This is a genomic window from uncultured Thiodictyon sp. (assembly GCF_903828115.1).
Taxonomy (GTDB): domain Bacteria; phylum Pseudomonadota; class Gammaproteobacteria; order Chromatiales; family Chromatiaceae; genus Thiodictyon.
In genome coordinates this window covers 1-17,728 of record NZ_CAIKKU010000894.1, presented here as the reverse complement: position 1 = coordinate 17,728, position 17,728 = coordinate 1, and the positions used below count along the sequence as shown (strand labels likewise).

Here is a 17,728-nt window from a genome sequence, read left to right as displayed (position 1 = left end):
GCCGCTCCTACGCCGTAGGAGCGGCCCCCAGGCCGCGACGGATGTCACTCAGGCGTTCAGAACGGCCATGGCCTGTTCTTCCTGGGCCTCGATCATATGGGGTATCCCGGTGACCTGCGCGGTCTCGTGATTGGCGGCCATCAGGTCCTCCCGGGAGATCTCGTCGAGCGAGAACTTACGCGCCCCGGCCATGAATTGCTGGAGCCCGCAGGCGAGCTTGTCGGCATAGCCGTACATCGCCACGGCGCCGAACGGCACCCGGGCCATCTCCGCCTCGCCCACCTTGCTGCGCACGGCCTCCCAGCCGGCGAAGATCGACTCCGGGGTCTCACCGATGCTTTTGACCGTGGCGGGCAGCGTGTCCCAGTTGCCGTTGACCGCGGCCCGGCGCTCCGGCCGCAGCACGCCCTCGATGTTGCTGCCCAGAAAGCCCGGGATCATCGGCGCCCGGCCCATGCACACCAGCCGGGTGAAGGGGGCCCCCAGGGCCAGGGCCTTGAACACATGGTCCTCACGCGCCAGGCCGCCCGCCAGCGAGATATCCGGCGGGGTGATGCCGCGGGCGCGCAGGATTTCGCAATAGTCGCGGGCCTTGGCGTGCAGCGGCAGCGAGGGCACGCCCCAGTGCTCCATCATATTCCAGGGGCTCATGCCGGTCCCGCCGCCGGAGCCGTCGATGGTCAGCAGATCGAGCCGGGCATCGGCGGCGAAGCGGATCGCCATGGCCAGGGCCTCCATCCCGTAGGAGCCGGTCTTGAGCGAGATCCGCCGGAAACCCAGGCCGCGCAGCCGTGCCACCTCGTCCATGAAGGACTCGCGCACCTGGCCGGCCGAACTCAGATCGGTGGCGCCGAGCCGGCTGTGGCGGGCGAAGCTGGTGATGGCCCCACGCTCGAAGGCGGTCCGCACGGCCGGGTCCGTCGGGTCCGGGTCCACCAGATAGCCGCGCGCCTTGAGGAAGCAGGCATAGTCGATATCGCTCACCTGGATCTCACCGCCGATACACTTGGCGCCCTGGCCCCACTTCAGTTCGATGATGAGGTCGTCGCCATACTTGTCGATGAGGTATTCGGCCACGCCGTTGTGCGTGTCCTCCACATTCATCTGGATGATGATGGCGCCGTAGCCGTCGTAATAGCGCTTGAAGATATCGATACGGCGATCCATCTCCGGGGAGGAGGTGACGCGGCCATTGTCGATGACCGCCGCCTTGTCGACGCCCACCACGTTCTCCCCGATGACGATCGGGAAGCCGCACAGGGCGGCCCCGACGGCAAAGGCGTCCCAATACTTGGCGGCGATGAAGGTGGAGCCCAGGGCGCCGGTCATGATCGGCAGCCGGCAAGTCGTCTTGACGTCGCGCCCGAAACTGGTGCTGATATCGACGTTCGGAAAGATTCGATCGTCGGCCGAGGTGGACAGCCGCTCGGTCAGACCCTTGGCGCCATAGGCGTAGCCCTGAATGCGCAGCGAGTGATAGCCGACCCCCTCGGCGCCGCCATTCGCGGACCCGGCGGTGGTCTCACCGAAGTTGCGCGGGTAGAGGAGCTTGCGGCCCAGGAGCGAGGAGAGCCAGGTTTCACACTTGCCCTTGCACTCACTGCTGCACAGGGTACAGAGGCCGGATTCGCAGGGATTGCCCCGATTGGTCGTGCCCAGGGCATCGTTCTGCTTGGGTGCTTCGTACATCGTTCTGCCTCATTGCGCGCATGTCGTGGTGGAGAGGAACGCGCCCGCGCCCGCCGACCCGGCCTGCGCCGCACGCGCAATGGCCTGGCCGCCTGGCGCCGGGCGTGATCCTCAGGAACGGGATCGTTGCGAGACCGCGATGCGGCCGCCACGCGGCCGGCCGGGGCCCTCGCACGCCGGACCCGCCGGGCGCGGGCGGCCGGTCGCCCGGACCGCTGCGCACCACGCGGGTGCGGCATGGTATGCCATGGGGCGACGCGCATCAACGGAGTGCGAGCCTGCGGTTTCAGCGGTTCCACCGAGGGCGAGCGCACCAGTTCAGTGCCCGTTGGTGATGGGCATCGCTCCCGCTCTGCCCATCCTGGGTCACGACCAGCCCGGGGCGGCGGTTTCGGCGTCTTCCAGTTCCTCGCGGCGGCGCCAATAGCCGCAGTGCTCGATCAGTGCGCGGGCGCGGGCGAGTTCGGCCCGGTCGCGCAGGAGGCGGGCGCGGTGCAGGCGGCAGTCGGCCAGCAAGAGGTTCATGCCGCCGCGGGAGGCGATCTGCTCGGCCTCGTCCAGGTCGGCACGGGCGGCGACGGGGGATTGCAGCAGGGTGTGAAGGAGGGCGCGGGGGAGGAGGGCCGCGGGAATCCAGTGCTGCGTGCCGGCGGCGCGGAGGCCGTCGACCGCGGCGGTCAGTTCGCGGGCGGCCCGGTCGAGCGCGGGCCGGGTCGGACCGGCGGGGTCCAGCAGGGCCAGGGACAGGGCGGCGCGGCCGAGGGTGAGGTGGTCGAGGGCGATGCTGAGAAGGTCCATCGCGGCCCTTTCGAGCCACTCCAGCGTCTGCCCTGCCCGCTTCGCCACCGCATCGCACTCTGCCCGTAGGTTGGGCTGAGGAACGAAGCCCAACGGAGCGCCCGCGTCGCCGGGGGCTGGGCCTCTTTCGTCACCCCAATCGACGGACTCGGCCGACCCCTGACCTCCAAGGTCACGCCGAGGCCCTGTGGCAGCGGCCTCCGGCCGCGATTGGGCCTCACCGGTTGCCGCAGCCTCGCGTCGCGGCTGAAGCCGCTCCCACAGGGCGAGCAAGGCTCGCCAGGTGGCGCGCTCGGGTCCGGCCAGCAGCAGGTCGCAATACTGGTAGCCCTGGAGCGAGTAGAGCAGCGGGTACTGGGGCTGGAACTCCGCCTGCATGGTCTCGGCCTCGTGGAAGCGCCCGAGCGCCGGCCCCCGTTCGCCCTGCTGGTGCAGTGCGTCGGCCAGGGTCGTGCGCATTGCCATGCGCAAAAAGGTATCGCCGCTGCGGTCGGCGTACTCCACCGACCGCCCGGCGTCCGCCAGCGCGTCCGACACCAGGCCCAGGGTCAGGTCCAGTTCGCTCAGGTTGCCGACGACTCGCGCAGCATATCCCCAGTTCTCCTGCGTGAGGTACAACTCCAGCCCCGCCCGCATCGGCTCCAGCGCCTCGGTCAGCCGCCCCAGCGCGCGCAGGTGGATCGCGGTATGGTTGAGCAGCCAGGCCCGGGCGGGCTCGGTCAAGGCGGCGGAGACCCGCTGCCAGGGCTCGTCGAAGAAGCAGGCGACCGCGCCCAACTCGGCACCGAAGGCGCCAAGCTTCCTGACGGCATAGGCTTCGGCGCCGCGGCCGATGCGGGCATAGTAGACCTCCTGGCACGCCTCCTGCTGCAACCCCGCCAGACAACCGTGCGCGACCGCCTGATAGAGCGGCTGGAGCCCGGCCATTCCGTCCGGTCGCTCGGGGACGCTGGCCTTGAGGTAGTCATAGAGCCGCCGGTGCCCCTCGCGCCAGGCGTCCGGCTGCGCCTCGCGCAGGCGCCTGCCCAGGTACTCGCGCACCAGCGGGTGGGCGTCGAGCGCGCCGGCCTGGGCGCCAACCGGGATCGTCGGGTGGATAAGGCGCGCGTGAGGGTCTTGCGGATCGGGCTCGGCGCTCGCCCGTGCCGAATCCACCGGTGCGGGCTCGGCGGGTGGATGCGCCGCGGCTATCCACCCGACGGGAGGGGGCGGTGGGGCGCCGGTGACGGCACCTTGGCCGGGGCGCTCGATCAGTCCGCACGCGGCGAGCCGGCTCAGGGCCTGGTTCCACCGGGCCTGGGTCAGGTCCAGCAAGGGCTCGGTGAGCCCGGGGATGGGCGGCGCCTCCCGCAGGGCGCGGATGCACCCGGCCTCCGCCGGCCGGTCGAAGAGCCCGAGCAACCGCAGCGCGGCCAGTTCAACGGTGTCGCCCGCGCGACCAAGCCACTGTTCATAGGCGGCCAGGACCCGCGCGACATGCCCGCCCGCGCCGTTGTCCGCCGTCATCAGGTCGACGGTATCGCGCCGTCGGCAATCGCCCCCCTGCGCCTCCGCCAGATAGCGCCCGAGCAGGCTGAGCGTCAGTGCATGACCGCGGACCTCGCGGCTGGCGGCGCAAAGCTCCGCGTCGTCCGGTCCGATGGCGGCGGCCCCGGCCCGGGCGCAGCCCACCCGGTGCAGCAACTGGGCGCCGTCGCGGTCGCTCAGGTTTTCCAGGTCGTGGGTCAGGACCGGGCCCCGCGGGGTCTCGGGTCCGCGGGCGTACTCGGCGAGGTCCGCGACGGCCTCGCGGCTGGTCAGGAGCGTCAGCCCCGGTTGGCCGGTGCCGGCGAGTTGAGTGAGCAGGACCTTGAGCCCGGGGGCGCGCAGTTGCCCGGCGAGCGGTCCGGGCGGGTATTGCAGCGGCTCGCAGCCGTCGAGCACCAGCAGGGTGCGCCGCGCGGCCACCGCCTGGGCCAGGAGTCGGCCCTTGTCCCAGGGCGAGGCGGCCGGGTCGTGCGCGACCCCGAACCAGGCGAGCGCCTCGCTCAGGAACAGGTCGTCCGAGGCCTGGCGGTCGTCGCCGGTGCCCTGGCTGTAGAAGCTCCAGCCGAAGACCCGTTCCGCCCCGCGCCAGCCGTCGGCGCGCAGCCGGTCCAGCCAGCGCTTGACGAGCGCGGTCTTGCCCACCCCGCCGGGGGCGATCAGGGTGACGATGTGCACGCCTGCGCCGGCCTGGTCGCCGGACCAGGCGGCGTCGAGCATGGCCAGCTCCGGCCCGCGGCCGAGAAAGTCCGGGGCGCCGGCGGGGAGCTTGGAGAGGTCGATCCGGGGCGCCGGGGCGGTGCCGCCCGGGTCCGGGAAGCGCAGCGGCTGGGCCTGGTCGCACGGCCGGCGCCTGGGCTCGCCGACGGGTGCGGGCTCGACGCCGGCCTGTTCGAGCAGCGCGTCGTACAGGGCCAGGTAGCCCGGCTCCGAGTCCAGGCGATAGAAGCTCTGGCCGCGGACCGGTTCGGGGATGTAGGGCTCGTCCGCCGGGTCGAACAGGACCGGGATGAAGCGGGTGGTGCGGCTGCGGGCGTTGTAGCTCGTCTGGGTGACGACGGCGCCCTCCCAGTCGACACCCTTACCCTTGCCCGGCTCCTCGTGGCCGCGGAAGCGGCGGTAATAGGTCCGGGTGCAGATCAGGATGACCCGGTCGCCCTCGTCGAGCCGGTCCAGCATCCAGCGCGGCCAGCCCGCGGGTGGGGTGCCGTTGACATAACGGTCCAGGTCGGTCGGGATGCCGTCGCGGCGCAGACGCTCGGAGAACGCGAGGACCCGCGCCCGGTGGTGGTCCGAGTCGTGGCTGTAGCTGATGAAGACCCGCGGTGTCCCGGCCATGCCTGGCGGCCTCCCCTGTGGTTCTTGGCGTTTGCGCGAGTGTACCCGGGGCGGGCCTTCATGCAAGGGGTTTGCGCTTGGGCGGCATGGGTGCGGGAACTGGGGCGGCGTTCAGGCGAGCCCGATCACCACCGCCAACAGCCGGTTCAACTCGTCCAACTCTCGCTCGGACAACCGGCCGATGACCGGGCCGACCTTGGCTGTCGGCAGGCTCAGCAGGCGGTTTGCCTGGACCTGCGACGGTTTATTGAGCCCATTGGCAACATCGGGCTCAACGGTCAAACGCAGCAGCGGTGCGTCGACAAGGTGACTGGTCAACAGTGCGACGATGGTCGACTGGGCATCGCGGTTCAGGATGTTGGCTTGGATGACGACCGCCGGTCTGGGTTTGCCGTAGTCCCCCGGTGCCGACACCGTGACGATATCCCCGCGTCGCATCATTCTGCCCAGTCGGCGGCGGTCTCGATCAGCGCCAGGGTTTCCCGGTCGTCCGCGTCCGCTTCCACCAGGGCGAGCTGGCGCTTGATCGCCTCAGCGAACCCCGGGACTTGGGTGTCCGGAACCCACAGGACGAGTGGGCGCAGACCGCGCGCCTTGAGCCGGTCGCGATCGACGCGGCCCTGGTGTGGATGGGTGTCGGCTGGTCTCATGGGGGTAGGCCCTCGTGTCGCATAGAGACAGTGTAGCGGGTCGGTCGGGTCGGCGCGTCGCCCGCTCAGCACTCCGCCCTCAGCGCCGCGAGGAAGACTTGGTTCTCTTGCGGCAAGCCCACCGTCACCCGCAGACAGTCGTGCAGCAGGTGGTCGGCGGCGTTGAGGTGTTCGACCAGGACGCAGCGTCGCTCGAGGCCGGCAAAGACCGCGTCGGCGCGGCCGGCGGGTAGGCGCCGCAGGATGAAGTTGGCGTCGTTGGGTAGGGGGGCGCCGGGGATGGTCGTGAGTGCTTTTGATGAGGCGTCCCCGCTCGGTGCGGATGGACTGGGTCTGGGCGTCCGGCACGGCCCTGTGGCGCAGCGCGAAGGCGGCCGTGGCCTGAGTCAGAACGTTGATGTCGTAGGGCAGGTGGGTCTTGTCGATCTCGTGGAGTCAGGCCGGCGGTCCGGCCAGATAGCCCAGGCGCAGCCCCGCCAGGCCCATCTTGGAGACGGTGAGCAGGACCAGCAGGTTGGGCCGGTCGCGCAGGGCCTCGGCGGTATAGCCGCCCATGAAGATGGCGCGGCGTGACGGATGCGCGCCACGATCGGCTTGGCGGGCGCCGGCTTGCCGCTGTGCCCTTTACGCCAGTGTTTGGCATCCCTATACTTGTACAGGAAACAAGACAGGAATTGCCCATGCAGACCCTCAATTTCACCGATGCCCGCAACAACCTCAAGGCCGTCCTGGACCGTGTCGGGCGCGACGCGGACTACACCGTCATCACCCGTCGCGATGCCCAGGATGCGGTCGTCATGTCGCTCGACAGCTTCAACAGCTTGATGGAGACCGTTCACCTCCTGCGCTCCCCGGCCAACGCCGCCCACCTCGCGCGCTCCATCGCCCAGTATCGCGCCGGGGAGGCGCAGGGGCGGGCGTTGGTGGACGACTAACTTAGATGGCACAGTCTCCGCCGGCCCGACGGCTCGCCTGGACCGGGGAGGCCTGGGCCGACTATCTCTACTGGCAGACCCAGGACCGCAAGACCCTGAAGAGGATCAACGCCCTGATCGCCGACACCTTGCGGACACCATACGCCGGGATCGGCAAGCCCGAGCCCCTGCGCGAGAACCTCTCCGGCTTCTGGTCGCGCCGTATCGATGACAGCAACCGGCTCGTCTACGCGGTCGATGCGGACCTCTTGACCATCATCGCCTGCCGGTATCATTACTGACCCCCAGAGCGGGACCCCTGGGGCAGAAAGAAGAGGTCTCACGCCAAGACGCCAAGACGCCAAGGTTTCCGATCTTTCCGCCTGACCCCAACGGGGTCGCACATACCAGCTTAAGGCGCAACGCCCTGGGTTGGCGGCCCCGTTGAGTTGAGCCCTGTAAGGGGGTGACATAGGGACGCAGCGGATAGGCGAGACAGCTATGTCACGCCCTTTCAGGGCTGAGAAAGAAAACGCGCTGTCCCAGGGCGTTGCCCTGGGCTGGTATGTCACGCCCCTTCGGGGCTCGGTTTGTTGCATGATTAACCGGAATGTCGGACGATACCTATTCCCTCTTCCTTGCAGTTTGGTGCAAGACGTCAGGGTTATCATTGTTCGTTCCGAAGGTCCGTCATTGGGCAAGTATTCGCTGCAACACCCGTAGCCCGGATGGAGCGCAGCGGAATCCGGGTGTGGCCTCGCAGGCACAAAAGAAATCAGTGGGTTGCCGTCGGGACCTGGATTTTGCTGCGCTCCATCCGGGCTGCGGGCTTCATCACCCTGGGCAGCCCCCTGGCCCACGCCGGGCTGCTGCTGGCGGAGGGGCCTGAGGACCTGAAGTTGAGCCTCGCCGACCGGGAACTGCCCAAATGTCCACCCGCACTGGAGGGCAAGGGCGAGCGGCGGACCTTCGCCCATTTCTCCGCGGGCACCCGGGGACAGCGCTGGGTCCCGCACCATGCCGCGGCCTTTGCGCCCACCCGCTGGACCAACGTCTATTTTCCGACCCGCGCCACGGTGCGGGGCAATCCCATCGGCGGGCCGCTGGCGCCGGTCTTTGGTCAGGTTATCCGGGATGCGGCGGTGCAGACGCCAGTCCGTCGGGGGTTCTTCAGCCATACCCGGTATTGGACGCTGACCGGGCAGTGTGAGGCGACCGCGGCGGTCGTCGAACTGCGGCGGGCGTTGGATTTGGCTGGCGACCAGGGGGTAGCTGTCGCTGAGGGTGCTGCCGGGCGAGACGAGGTTTTAGCGGGCCGTTCCGGCTGAACCCAACCCGATTAGCGGGCCAGGTCAGCACTGACTTCCCGGCCGCCTACCGGGAGTTGATCGGATATTATTACTTTGGTCGCCGATCCCCCTTTCCTCTCGGTCAGGGTCACTCAGACACACGAGGAAACGCAAATGAGTCAGCCGCTGATCTATATCAACTATATTCCTGAGGACCTGGAGCACGCCATCGGAATCGGCCGCCGCCTCACCACGATGGGCTACCGAGTGTGGGCTTTTGAAACCCAGTTGAGGGTGACGCCCGGGCAGCGACTGCAGAATGGGCGACAGAATGCTTTATCTCAAGTTGTGTGCGTTATTGCGGTGTGCTCTTTGGCACGTTTCCGCGATCAGAGCGATGTCCTGCCGCCGTTGGCTGCCGCGCGGCCGCAAGATACTGAGCTATTTAACTTCGTTCGCGCTGGTGGTAGGCCTGTTATTCCTGTGCGGGTCATGCCGTGTAAGCTGTTGCACTTCCTTGGGGACATCCAGCCTGCGGACTTGTTTACGCCAGACGGGTGGGACGAGCTGTTAGCCGCTCTGCGATGCTTTGTACCTGTCGCAGACTCTGAGAACAGTGAAGGTGAGACCGATGGGGTCGTGGCCCCTTTTCCCGAAATCCCGGAAAGGAAACCCAATACGCCTAACGACATTCTCCGACCTGAACCTCCCGCCGACCTGATCGACGCCTGTCTCGCCGGCGATTGCGTCCTCTATGCAGGTGCGGGTCTGAGCGCCGCAGCCGGCTACCCGACCTGGGTTCCATTTATCGGACAACTCCTTGACTGGGCTTCGGCTTCTTGGGTTCTGGCGCCCGATGAGGCACGCAAACTAAAGGCCGCTTTACTGGAAAACGAAGTCGATCTCGTCGCGGACGCCATTGTCCGCGCCGCTCAAGGAAGCCGACGAACTGCGGACCTCCACGCCTTCTTGCGCAGTGTTTTCGATCGCGACGGGGTGGCGCTCCCTGATCGGTACAGCCGCTTGGAGCGGCTGGGACTCTCCGCCGCCCTTACGACCACGTTTGACACCCTGTTGGAGCGGATCTTCTTCCGTTCACCGGATAGCGTCCTAACCCCAAAGGACACCGAGCAACTGCTCGCAGCATTATCAGCCAAGGATTTCTTCATCGGCAAGCTCTATGGGAGGCTAACAGACCCGGACTCGGTGATGCTCTCTCCATCCCAGTACGAGGAGGTCGTGGCCCGCAACGAGGGTCTTGGCCAGTTCATGGAGTCGCTTTTCGTCTCGCGCACTTTGCTCTTCCTGGGCTGTAGCCTAAAGGGCATCCAGGACTATCTAGGTGGGTTGCGGATAAAGGGGGCGAATCGGCGGCATTACGCGCTGGTGGCGGTCGCCGGTGCGGTCTGGGAGACCAAGGCCGAGTATCTGCTGGACCGCTACGGCATCCAGGTGATCCCGGTTCCGGAGGATCAGGGTCAAGAGACGGTGGATGCCTTCATCAATGACTTGGCGGATGCCATCGCGAGCCGGCGCGAGCAGACCAACGAGCCTGACCCGCTCAGGCCCGCAGGCACCACGTTGCGCGATGGCTCGCCCGGTCTAATCCGGGAGATCCATCTCCGCAACATCGGCCTCTTCACCGACCTGCGCCTGGAACTCGACCCCCACTGGAACGTCCTCTTGGGCGACAACGGCGTCGGCAAGTCCACCGTGCTCAAGGCCATCGCGCTCGCCTTCTGCGGGCGCGACGGGCGCGACTACGCGGAGCGGCTGCTGGCGGCCGGTCAGACCTCCGGTCAGATCTCGGTCCGCACCGACCGGCAGGAGTATGTGACCAACCTGTCGCGCACCCGCAGCGGGGTGGAGGTGACCTCGCTGCCGGATCGGCCGCTGGAGATCGAGGGCTGGCTGGCGCTCGGCTTTCCGGCCCTGCGTACCCTGACCTGGCGGGCGGCGCGGGTGGGCTCGGACGACGAGGGGCGCGGCCGGCCCGTGTCCCAGGACCTGACGCCGCTCCTCTGCGGCGACCCGGACCCGCGACTGGACGAGGTCAAGGACTGGATCGTCTCGCTCGACTACTGGATGCGCCGGGGCGGTGCCGACCCGGAGCGGATCCAGGACTTCCGCGAGGGGCTCTTTGAGTTGCTGGGGGATGTCACCCGCACCCCGGGGCTGCACTTCGACCGGGTGGACAAAGAATCGAACCGGGTCATGGTGGCCGCCGACGGGCTCTCGCTCCCGATCGAGGCGATGAGCCAGGGGACCGCCTCACTGCTTGGTTGGCTCGGGGTCCTGGTGCGGCGGCTGTTCCAGGTCGCGGGCGGGGTGCCGGGGTCGCTGGACCGCCCGGCCCTGGTGCTGATCGACGAACTGGACGCCCACATGCACCCGGGCTGGCAGCAGGTCTTGGTCTCACGGCTCAAGGAGCGGTTTCCCCGGGTCCAGTTCATCGCGACGACTCATTCGCCCTTGGTGGTGGCCGGCCTTGATGCCGGTCAGGTGGTGCGCTTCCGGCGTCTCGACGGCAAGGGGGTGGTCGCCGAGCGTCCGCCCCACGGGCTCAAAGGGGTCGGCGTGGCTGGCCTCCTGACCAGCGACCTGTTCAGCCTCTCATCCCAGTTGGACCCGGAGACCGAGGCGCAGCTCACGCGCAAGCGTGAACTGGCCGCGCTGGACGACCTGGGGCCGGAGGAGGCGCAGGAACTGGCCGACCTGGACGAGCGGTTGGGGCGGGTGGATTTCACCACGGTGGTACGTGACCCGCTCTACCCGCAGTTCGTCCGGGCCATGTCTGAGCTGCGTCTTGCCGAGACTTCCGCAGATGGGGATGTGGCGCCCCCGCAAGATTCGCCGGAGCAACGCGAGCGGCAGCGGGACCTGGCCCGTCAGGTTCTCAAAGACCTGCTGGCCCAGGAGGAGACGCCCGGCCAGGGGGAGGCGCAATGAGGTACGTCGATACGTCCAGCCTGGTCCTTCCGGACGGCTGGGAGGCGAGGGCCAAGGCGGCGTTGGCGGAGGTCGCGGCCCTGGAGCCGGGGAAGCGGGCCGAAGCGATCAATAAACGCTCGGCTATCTGGGCCGATTTGAAGGCGGGGCTGGCGGCGCTGTCGCACGGCAAGTGCTGGTACTGCGAGTCCCGGAACGAGCGTTCAGATAACGCCGTCGATCATTTTCGGCCAAAGAACAGCGTCAAGGGCTCGGCGCGCTTTCCGGCAGCCCCCGGACACCCGGGCTATTGGTGGCTGGCCTTCAACCCTCACAACTACCGTTTCAGTTGCACCTTCTGCAATAGCATCCGCCATAGCATTGCGGCGACCGTCGGCGGGAAGCAGGACTACTTCCCGCTCTGGGACGAGGGGCACCGGGATCGGTTGGCAGAGGACGACAGGGATCTGGAACTCCGTGTCCGGATGGCCGAGGACGCCCTGGATTTGGAAATGCCGATTCTCTTGGACCCGACCAACTTGGCCGATATCGGTGCCCTCTGGTTCGAGGACAGTGGTCGCGTGGTTCCCCGGCCCCAAAGAGCGGGAGAGTCGGATGCAGGCTATGAATGCTGCAAGGCGCGGGCAGAGGAGTCGATCGTCTACTACCACCTCAGGCATCCGGATATCACAGAGGCCAGGCAGTTGCTCGCCCGGGAGATCCGCAGGTTCGCACGAGAGGCGGACAAGTGGCTCGACCGGTTGGAGCAGGGGTTGCCGGGGGCGCGGGCGGAACTTAACTGCAAGATGAAACTGCTCAAGACAAAGCTCAAACCGGATTCCGAATACTCCGCTGCGGCAAACTGTGTGCTGCGCGGGATGCGCGGCTCGAGCCGGGTCGCGGAGGTGCTGCTGGAGCAGCCGGGTTGAAAGGCTCGGACCACTGCGCGGTCGCACCAACGGCCGCCACCCGTAGGGTGCGCCGTGCGCACCATGGCGCGCGTCAACACCCGGTTCCTGCGTTCAACCACGGCCGCGCTGAAGCCTTGGACTCCAGAAGATGGTCGCTGGCCGGTCGTACAAGGTCGCGCCCACCCTCAGGCGTCCGGGCGCACCGCCTCCGGGTTCAATACGTGCATCGTCTCCTCGCCCATGGCCATGACCGCCACGCCGCGCCGGGTCGCCAGGGCGACCACGCCCGCCTCGCAGGCCAGGCTCGCCAGGACCCCGACCACGCGGCGACCGGCGTATTCGGGGAAGATGCGCGGGAACTCTTCGAGCTTGGCGACGAAGGCATCGACGTGCGCCGGCTGCAGCTTGGACTTGGTCTCGTTGATCAGGACCGCATCCTCACAGACGACCAGTGCATCGTATTCGCGGGTCTCCTCACCCCAGTGACGCACCACCCGCACGGCGAACAGGGACGGACTCAGGCAGTCCAGCAGTTCGGCGGCGACCCGCGGCAGGTTCGGGGCCACGATGTCCTCCACCAGGGTGCCGAGCCGGTTGGCGAGGTCACCCCACTGCTTGTTCATGCGCTGGCGATCACGGCGGGTCTCGTCCTTGAAGTCGCGCATTTCGTCCTTGAACTCACGCATTTCGTCCTTGAACTCGCGCATCTCCTGGGACAGACGGTTCACCGAGAGCTCCGTGCGCATGCTCTGGTGGCTCAGTTCCTTCAGGAAGTCGCGCAGTTCGTCGACTTCATACCTCAGGGCGGCGGTCGCCATGTCGATGCTCCAGATCGCGGGTTTTAGACCCCTATGCGACAATCATAGCGGTTTGCTGCCCCGGGCTCGACCCGTTCTCCCAAATCCGGAAACTGCTCACGCCAAGGCCGCCGCCAGGTCCGCGATCAGGTCCCCCGGGTCCTCGATCCCGACCGAGAGCCGCACCAGGGTGTCGGTGACCCCCAGGCGTTGACGCTCCTCGGGAGCGAGGTTGGCGTGGGTCTGCACCGCCGGGACCGTGATCAGGCTCTCCACGCCGCCGAAGCTCTCGGCATAGGCGATGAGGCGCACGCCCGCAATCAGGCGCTCCAGGGTCGGGCGGTCCGCGACCTCGAATGACAGCACGGCACCCAGGCCGCTGGCGGTGCGCGCCAGGGTCGCATGTCCGGGGTCGTCCGGGAGCCCCGGGTAATGGACCTGTCTGACGGGCGGTTGCTGCTGCAACCAGCGGGCGATCACCAGTGCATTGCGTTGCTGCCGCTCCAGGCGCAGGGCCAGCGTCTTGAGGCCGCGCAGCGTGAGCCAGGCGTCCTGGGGTCCCAGCACCGCACCCACGGCGTTCTGCAGGAACTTCAGCCGCCCGGCCAGGGCCTCGTCGCGCACCGCGATGATCCCGCCGATACAGTCGTTGTGCCCCGCGAGGTATTTCGACGCCGAATGCACCACCAGGTCCGCCCCCAGTTCCAGGGGTCTCTGCCAATAGGGGGTGAGGAGCGTGTTGTCGACTACCAGCAGGACCCCGGCCGCCCGCGCTATCTCCGCCAGCACCGGCAGGTCCGGGACCAACAGGCAGGGGTTGGAGACTGACTCCACCAGGATCGCCCGCGTTTGCGCACGCAGGGCCGCCCGGTAACCCGCCGCGTCCAGGACCGGCACATAGGTCACCGTGAGGCCGAAGGGCGCCATCACCTGATCCAGCAGCCGGTAAGTGCCGCCGTAGCAACCCTCCGCGACCACCAGGTGATCGCCCTGCTTGAACAGGCACAGCAGGGTGGTCAGGGCGGCCAGGCCGCTGGCGAAGGCGCAGGCCGCGGCGGCGCCGTCGAGCGCGGCCATGGCCTCCTCCAGGGCGCCGCGCGTCGGATTGGTGGTGCGGCTGTAGTCGAAGCCGGTGCTCTGACCGAGCCCCGGGTGGGCATAGGTCGAGGTCTGATAGATGGGGGTGCTGATGGCCCCGGTGCGCGGGTCTTGCCCGCGCCCGGCCTGGGCCAGGAGCGTGTCGATGTGGGGCATGTCAGCCTTCCCCCAGCAGCGTCTGCGCCAGGGTCAGGTCATAGCCCAGGGCCGCGGCCACCGCCGGGTGGGTGACCCGGCCGGCGCAGCAATTGAGCCCGGCACGCAGGTGTGGATCGTCCGCCAGGGCGCGGCGCCAGCCCTGGTCTGCCAGGGCCAGGACCGCGGGCAGGGTCGCGTGGTTGAGCGCATAGGCGGAGGTGCGGGGCACCGCCCCGGGCATGTTGGCAACGCAATAATGCACGATGCCGTCGACCACATAGGTCGGCTGGGCATGGGTGGTCGGCCGGGAGGTCTCGAAGCAGCCGCCCTGGTCGATCGCCACGTCCACCAGGACCGCCCCCGGGTTCATGGTCGCGAGTTGGGCGCGGCTCACCAGCCGCGGCGTGGCCGCCCCCGGGATCAGGACGGCGCCGATGACGAGATCCGCGCCCGCCACCTGCGCCTCCAGCACCGCGCGGCTGGAGAAGAGCACCCGCGCGCTCGCCCCGAAGTGGTTCGCCAGCCGCTCCAGCACCGCCGGGGCGCGGTCCAGGATGGTCAGGTCCGCCTGCAAACCCACCGCCATCTGCGCGGCGTTGAAGCCCACTACACCCCCGCCCAGGATCAGGACCCGGGCCGGCGCCACCCCGGGGACACCACCCAACAGCAGACCGCGCCCGCCGTTTCCCGCCTGGAGCGCCCAGGCCCCGGCCTGCACTGACAGCCGGCCGGCAACCTGGCTCATCGGCCGCAGGAGCGGCAGGCCGCCCTGGGCATCGGTCGCCGTCTCGTAGGCGATGCAGACGGCCCCGGACGCCAGCAGGTCGCGCGCCTGCTCCGGGTCGGGCGCCAGATGCAGATAGGTGAAGAGCACCTGGCCGGGCTTGAGCCAGGCCCGCTCCACCGCCTGGGGTTCCTTGACCTTGACGATCAGTTCGCCGCGGGCGAACACCGTCGCCGCATCCGCTACGAGCTCGGCACCGGCCGCCTGATAGTCCTGATCCCGCGCCCCGATGCCGGCACCCGCCTGGGTCTGCACCAGCACCCGATGGCCGTGATGGACCAGTTCGGCCACCGACTCGGGGGTCAGCCCGACGCGGAACTCCTGGGGTTTGATCTCTCGGGGGACGCCGATCAGCATGGTTTGCTCCTTAAAGGGTCAGGCATTGCGCCGCACGGACCGCCGAGCAAAGCATAGCGGGGTTGAACCGGATACGATGGAAAAACGATAAACAAAGACAATTTCGAGCGTTCCCGCGGCGGCGGCCCACGGTCGGGTCCCCGACTGGCCCGTCCCGCGTTCGCCGCCTCTGGTCCCCGGACGATACTTGCGGAGGTCCCGTTCTGGGACTATGCTGTGGTTCTCATGCGCGTCATTGCACTATCCACCTTGAAGGCATTCTGGGGCGGTACACCCGCCTACCGGGATGCACGAGAGCCGGGTCTTGCCTGGCACCGCGCCGCGTGCCGCGCCGATTGGGCGACACCTGCCGAGGTCAAGGCAGACTTACGCAATGCCAGCATACTCAAGGACGGACGAGCGGTCTTCAATCTCGCCGGCAACAAATACCGTCTGGTCGTCTGGATCAACTATCCTTATCGCGTGGTGTACGTCCGGTTCATCGGCACCCATGCGCAGTATGACGCCATCGATGCGCAAACTATCTGATCGGTAATTCCATGGATATCAAGCTTATCAAAACCGATGCCGACTATCGGGCGGCCCTGGCCGAAATTGAAACCCTGATGATGGCCGGTGCCGATACCCCGGAAGGCGAGCGCTTGGACCTGCTTGTCACTCTGGTCGAAGCCTACGAGCGGTGTCACTACCCCATGGATCTGCCCGACCCGGTGGCGGCCATCCGCTTTGAAATGGAGCAGAACGGGCTGACGCCAAAGGACCTGGAGCCGATGATCGGACGCTCCAACCGCGTCTACGAAATCCTGAACCGCAAGCGCCCGCTGACGCTGAAGATGATTTGGCGCCTGCATCAGGACCTAGGCATCCCGGCGGAAAGCTTGATCAAGCCTCACGATAAGTCCGTCACGGTATGATGTTCGCTTGTCCGTCACCCCGGAATATGAAAGCTCCCTTGTGGGAGCGGCCTCCGGCCGCGTTGCGAGGCCGCGGCAACCTGCGACGTTGCGGCAGCTTGCGACGCCTCGTCGCGGCTGAAGCCGCTCCCACAGCGTCGCTGCGCGACTTTCGCGGTGACGCCTCGATCTGCGGTTGCGGGTTCCGCTCGCGGCTCAGACCGGCAGTCCCTGGGCGTCGAAGGTCCCCTCGAACAGCACGGACGAGAGGTAGCGCTCACCGGAGTCCGGCAGCACCACGACGATGGTCTTGCCGGCGTGCTCCGGGCGTTGGGCCAGGCGCACCGCCACCGCGGTCGCCGCCCCGCAGGAGATGCCGGCGAGGATGCCCTCCTCGCGCGCCAGGCGGCGGGCGAAGAGGACGGCGTCCTCGTTGGTGACGGTCTCGATGGCGTCCACCAGCGAGAGGTCGAGCACGTCCGGGACGAAGCCGGCGCCGATCCCCTGGATCTTGTGCGGGCCGGGCTTGAGCGGCTCCCCCACGCGGGCCTGCGACAGCACCGGGCTGGCGGCCGGTTCCACCGCGACCGTGAACACCGGCGCCTGGCGGGTGTGCTTGAGATAGCGCGCAACGCCCGTAATGGTCCCGCCCGTCCCCACCCCGGAGACGAAGATGTCCACCTTCCCGTCGGTGGCGTCCCAGATCTCCGGACCCGTGGTCGCCTCATGGATCGCCGGATTGGCGGGGTTCTTGAATTGCTGCAACAGGACATAGCGCGCGGGGTCGGACGCGGCGATTTCCTCGGCCTTGGCAATGGCGCCGCTCATCCCGCGGGCGCCCTCGGTCAGTACCAGCTTGGCCCCGTAGGCCAGCAGGAGCTTGCGCCGCTCGATGCTCATGGTCTCGGGCATGGTGAGCGTCAGCGGGAGGCCCCGCGCCGCGGCGACGAAGGCGAGCGCGATGCCGGTGTTGCCGCTGGTGGGCTCGATCAGCTCCTTGCCGGGCCCGAGCAGGCCGCGTTCTTCGGCGTCCCACACCATGGCGGCGCCGATCCGGCACTTGACCGAATAGGCCGGGTTGCGCCCCTCGATCTTGGCGAGGATGGTCGCCGGTGCGCCGTCACCGACCCGGTTGAGCCGCACGAGCGGGGTGTGACCGATGGAGCGGGCGTTGTCTGGGAACCAACTGGACATGGTGCCTCCGGGGCTTTTCAAGAAGATGAGAAAGGGGATTGCCGGCAACTGGGCGCAAACAAACGCAAATCAAACCTGGTGATGGTGCGGCAAGTGCGTCAACTGCCCGTCAGGGTATTGCCTTTGCCGCGGGCGGCGAACCAAGCGATCCTGCGATCCAAAGCACCAGCGGTGCTAATCGCCGACGCGCGGCGCGGTGCGGCCGCCGCGCGCGTGGTGCGCTGAAACAGGTGCAACAGCGCGAGGCCCATTGGCCAGGGGCCGAAACCGGACTCGGTGTTGATATGTCCGGCCTGGCCGATGCCGATGAGACGGCTGCCCCAGGCCTCAGACCAAGGGGTCAGGTTCCGGGTCGTCATCCAGGGGTCGTTGCCGCTCGCGACCACCAGACTCGGAAAGCCGAGGTTCTGTCTGGGGAGTGAGGCT

The 17,728-nt window shown here is 68.0% G+C and carries 16 protein-coding genes and 1 pseudogene; 8 read left to right on the top strand and 9 right to left on the bottom strand.

Going from position 1 to position 17,728, the window contains the following annotated elements:
• Positions 1-48: 48 nt before the first annotated feature.
• From QZY48_RS33920 to QZY48_RS33905, 4 genes are all read right to left on the bottom strand, one after another.
• Positions 49-1,689, bottom strand: a complete 1,641-nt coding sequence (locus tag QZY48_RS33920) for a glutamate synthase-related protein (protein ID WP_295439094.1) — start codon at positions 1,687-1,689, stop codon at positions 49-51.
• A 366-nt stretch (positions 1,690-2,055) separates the two neighbouring features.
• Positions 2,056-5,349, bottom strand: coding sequence for a TIR and AAA domain-containing protein (locus tag QZY48_RS33915; RefSeq protein ID WP_295439092.1), 3,294 nt, complete (start codon positions 5,347-5,349; stop codon positions 2,056-2,058).
• Positions 5,350-5,460: 111 nt separating this feature from the next.
• A complete protein-coding gene (locus tag QZY48_RS33910; RefSeq protein ID WP_295439090.1) occupies positions 5,461-5,787 on the bottom strand; it encodes a type II toxin-antitoxin system PemK/MazF family toxin in 327 nt (108 codons plus the stop codon).
• Positions 5,787-5,999: an antitoxin MazE family protein gene (locus QZY48_RS33905; RefSeq protein WP_295439088.1), complete on the bottom strand. Its 213-nt coding sequence runs from the start codon at positions 5,997-5,999 to the stop codon at positions 5,787-5,789. The genes QZY48_RS33910 and QZY48_RS33905 overlap by 1 nt, the downstream gene beginning before the upstream one ends.
• Positions 6,000-6,679: 680 nt before the next feature.
• On the opposite strand from QZY48_RS33905, the gene QZY48_RS33895 reads away from it, so the two are divergent.
• The 6 genes and pseudogenes from QZY48_RS33895 (at position 6,680) to QZY48_RS33875 (ending at position 12,059) form a co-directional block, all read left to right on the top strand.
• Entirely contained in the window at positions 6,680-6,934 is a 255-nt protein-coding gene (locus QZY48_RS33895) for a type II toxin-antitoxin system Phd/YefM family antitoxin (protein WP_295439086.1), read from the top strand.
• A 5-nt stretch (positions 6,935-6,939) separates the two neighbouring features.
• The gene (locus QZY48_RS33890) at positions 6,940-7,215 is read left to right on the top strand and encodes a Txe/YoeB family addiction module toxin (protein ID WP_295439085.1); all 276 of its coding nucleotides are present in this window, start codon (positions 6,940-6,942) and stop codon (positions 7,213-7,215) included.
• Positions 7,216-7,716: 501 nt separating this feature from the next.
• On the top strand, positions 7,717-8,241 hold the full coding sequence (locus tag QZY48_RS33885) for a hypothetical protein (RefSeq protein ID WP_295439083.1): 525 nt from the start codon (positions 7,717-7,719) through the stop codon (positions 8,239-8,241).
• A 135-nt stretch (positions 8,242-8,376) separates the two neighbouring features.
• Positions 8,377-8,760 (top strand): annotated as a pseudogene (locus QZY48_RS35240) (toll/interleukin-1 receptor domain-containing protein); the annotation flags it as partial.
• Between the two features lie 411 nt (positions 8,761-9,171).
• Positions 9,172-11,151 (top strand): AAA family ATPase, encoded by a 1,980-nt coding sequence (locus QZY48_RS33880; protein ID WP_295439081.1) that lies wholly within the window; start codon positions 9,172-9,174, stop codon positions 11,149-11,151.
• Positions 11,148-12,059 (top strand): hypothetical protein, encoded by a 912-nt coding sequence (locus QZY48_RS33875; RefSeq protein ID WP_295439079.1) that lies wholly within the window; start codon positions 11,148-11,150, stop codon positions 12,057-12,059. The genes QZY48_RS33880 and QZY48_RS33875 overlap by 4 nt, the downstream gene beginning before the upstream one ends.
• A gap of 167 nt (positions 12,060-12,226) precedes the next feature.
• Here the strand turns inward: QZY48_RS33875 and QZY48_RS33870 are convergent, their stop codons facing one another.
• The 3 genes from QZY48_RS33870 to ald all read right to left on the bottom strand — a co-directional run bounded on the left by QZY48_RS33870 (position 12,227) and on the right by ald (position 15,215).
• Complete coding sequence (locus QZY48_RS33870; RefSeq protein WP_295439077.1) at positions 12,227-12,859, bottom strand: hypothetical protein; 633 nt, start codon at positions 12,857-12,859, stop codon at positions 12,227-12,229.
• A gap of 96 nt (positions 12,860-12,955) precedes the next feature.
• Positions 12,956-14,092, bottom strand: coding sequence for an aminotransferase class I/II-fold pyridoxal phosphate-dependent enzyme (locus QZY48_RS33865; protein WP_295439076.1), 1,137 nt, complete (start codon positions 14,090-14,092; stop codon positions 12,956-12,958).
• Between the two features lies 1 nt (position 14,093).
• Positions 14,094-15,215, bottom strand: a complete 1,122-nt coding sequence (gene ald, locus QZY48_RS33860) for an alanine dehydrogenase (RefSeq protein ID WP_295439074.1) — start codon at positions 15,213-15,215, stop codon at positions 14,094-14,096.
• A 225-nt stretch (positions 15,216-15,440) separates the two neighbouring features.
• Here ald and QZY48_RS33855 point away from each other — a divergent pair, with 225 nt between their 5' ends.
• Positions 15,441-15,743 carry a type II toxin-antitoxin system HigB family toxin gene (locus QZY48_RS33855; protein WP_295439073.1) on the top strand — a complete coding sequence of 101 codons (303 nt, stop codon included), beginning with the start codon at positions 15,441-15,443 and terminating at the stop codon, positions 15,741-15,743.
• Positions 15,744-15,754: 11 nt separating this feature from the next.
• Positions 15,755-16,129 (top strand): transcriptional regulator, encoded by a 375-nt coding sequence (locus QZY48_RS33850; protein ID WP_295439072.1) that lies wholly within the window; start codon positions 15,755-15,757, stop codon positions 16,127-16,129.
• A gap of 195 nt (positions 16,130-16,324) precedes the next feature.
• On the opposite strand, the gene cysK is transcribed toward QZY48_RS33850, so the two are convergent.
• Both cysK and QZY48_RS33840 read right to left on the bottom strand, forming a co-directional pair.
• Positions 16,325-17,302, bottom strand: a complete 978-nt coding sequence (gene cysK / locus QZY48_RS33845) for a cysteine synthase A (protein WP_295439070.1) — start codon at positions 17,300-17,302, stop codon at positions 16,325-16,327.
• Positions 17,303-17,400: 98 nt separating this feature from the next.
• The coding region (locus QZY48_RS33840; RefSeq protein ID WP_295439068.1) for an alpha/beta hydrolase at positions 17,401-17,728 on the bottom strand (328 nt) is incomplete at its 5' end.

Coding starts and splice junctions, on each gene's coding strand:
- QZY48_RS33915 (WP_295439092.1), bottom strand. CDS start 5,349: ATGGCCGGGACACCGCGGGTCTTCATCAGCTACAGCCACGACTCGGAC.
- QZY48_RS33910 (WP_295439090.1), bottom strand. CDS start 5,787: ATGCGACGCGGGGATATCGTCACGGTGTCGGCACCGGGGGACTACGGC.
- QZY48_RS33865 (WP_295439076.1), bottom strand. CDS start 14,092: ATGCCCCACATCGACACGCTCCTGGCCCAGGCCGGGCGCGGGCAAGAC.
- QZY48_RS33890 (WP_295439085.1), top strand. CDS start 6,940: ATGGCACAGTCTCCGCCGGCCCGACGGCTCGCCTGGACCGGGGAGGCC.
- QZY48_RS33855 (WP_295439073.1), top strand. CDS start 15,441: ATGCGCGTCATTGCACTATCCACCTTGAAGGCATTCTGGGGCGGTACA.
- QZY48_RS33870 (WP_295439077.1), bottom strand. CDS start 12,859: ATGGCGACCGCCGCCCTGAGGTATGAAGTCGACGAACTGCGCGACTTC.
- ald (WP_295439074.1), bottom strand. CDS start 15,215: ATGCTGATCGGCGTCCCCCGAGAGATCAAACCCCAGGAGTTCCGCGTC.
- QZY48_RS33895 (WP_295439086.1), top strand. CDS start 6,680: ATGCAGACCCTCAATTTCACCGATGCCCGCAACAACCTCAAGGCCGTC.
- cysK (WP_295439070.1), bottom strand. CDS start 17,302: ATGTCCAGTTGGTTCCCAGACAACGCCCGCTCCATCGGTCACACCCCG.
- QZY48_RS33905 (WP_295439088.1), bottom strand. CDS start 5,999: ATGAGACCAGCCGACACCCATCCACACCAGGGCCGCGTCGATCGCGAC.
- QZY48_RS33920 (WP_295439094.1), bottom strand. CDS start 1,689: ATGTACGAAGCACCCAAGCAGAACGATGCCCTGGGCACGACCAATCGG.
- QZY48_RS33875 (WP_295439079.1), top strand. CDS start 11,148: ATGAGGTACGTCGATACGTCCAGCCTGGTCCTTCCGGACGGCTGGGAG.
- QZY48_RS33850 (WP_295439072.1), top strand. CDS start 15,755: ATGGATATCAAGCTTATCAAAACCGATGCCGACTATCGGGCGGCCCTG.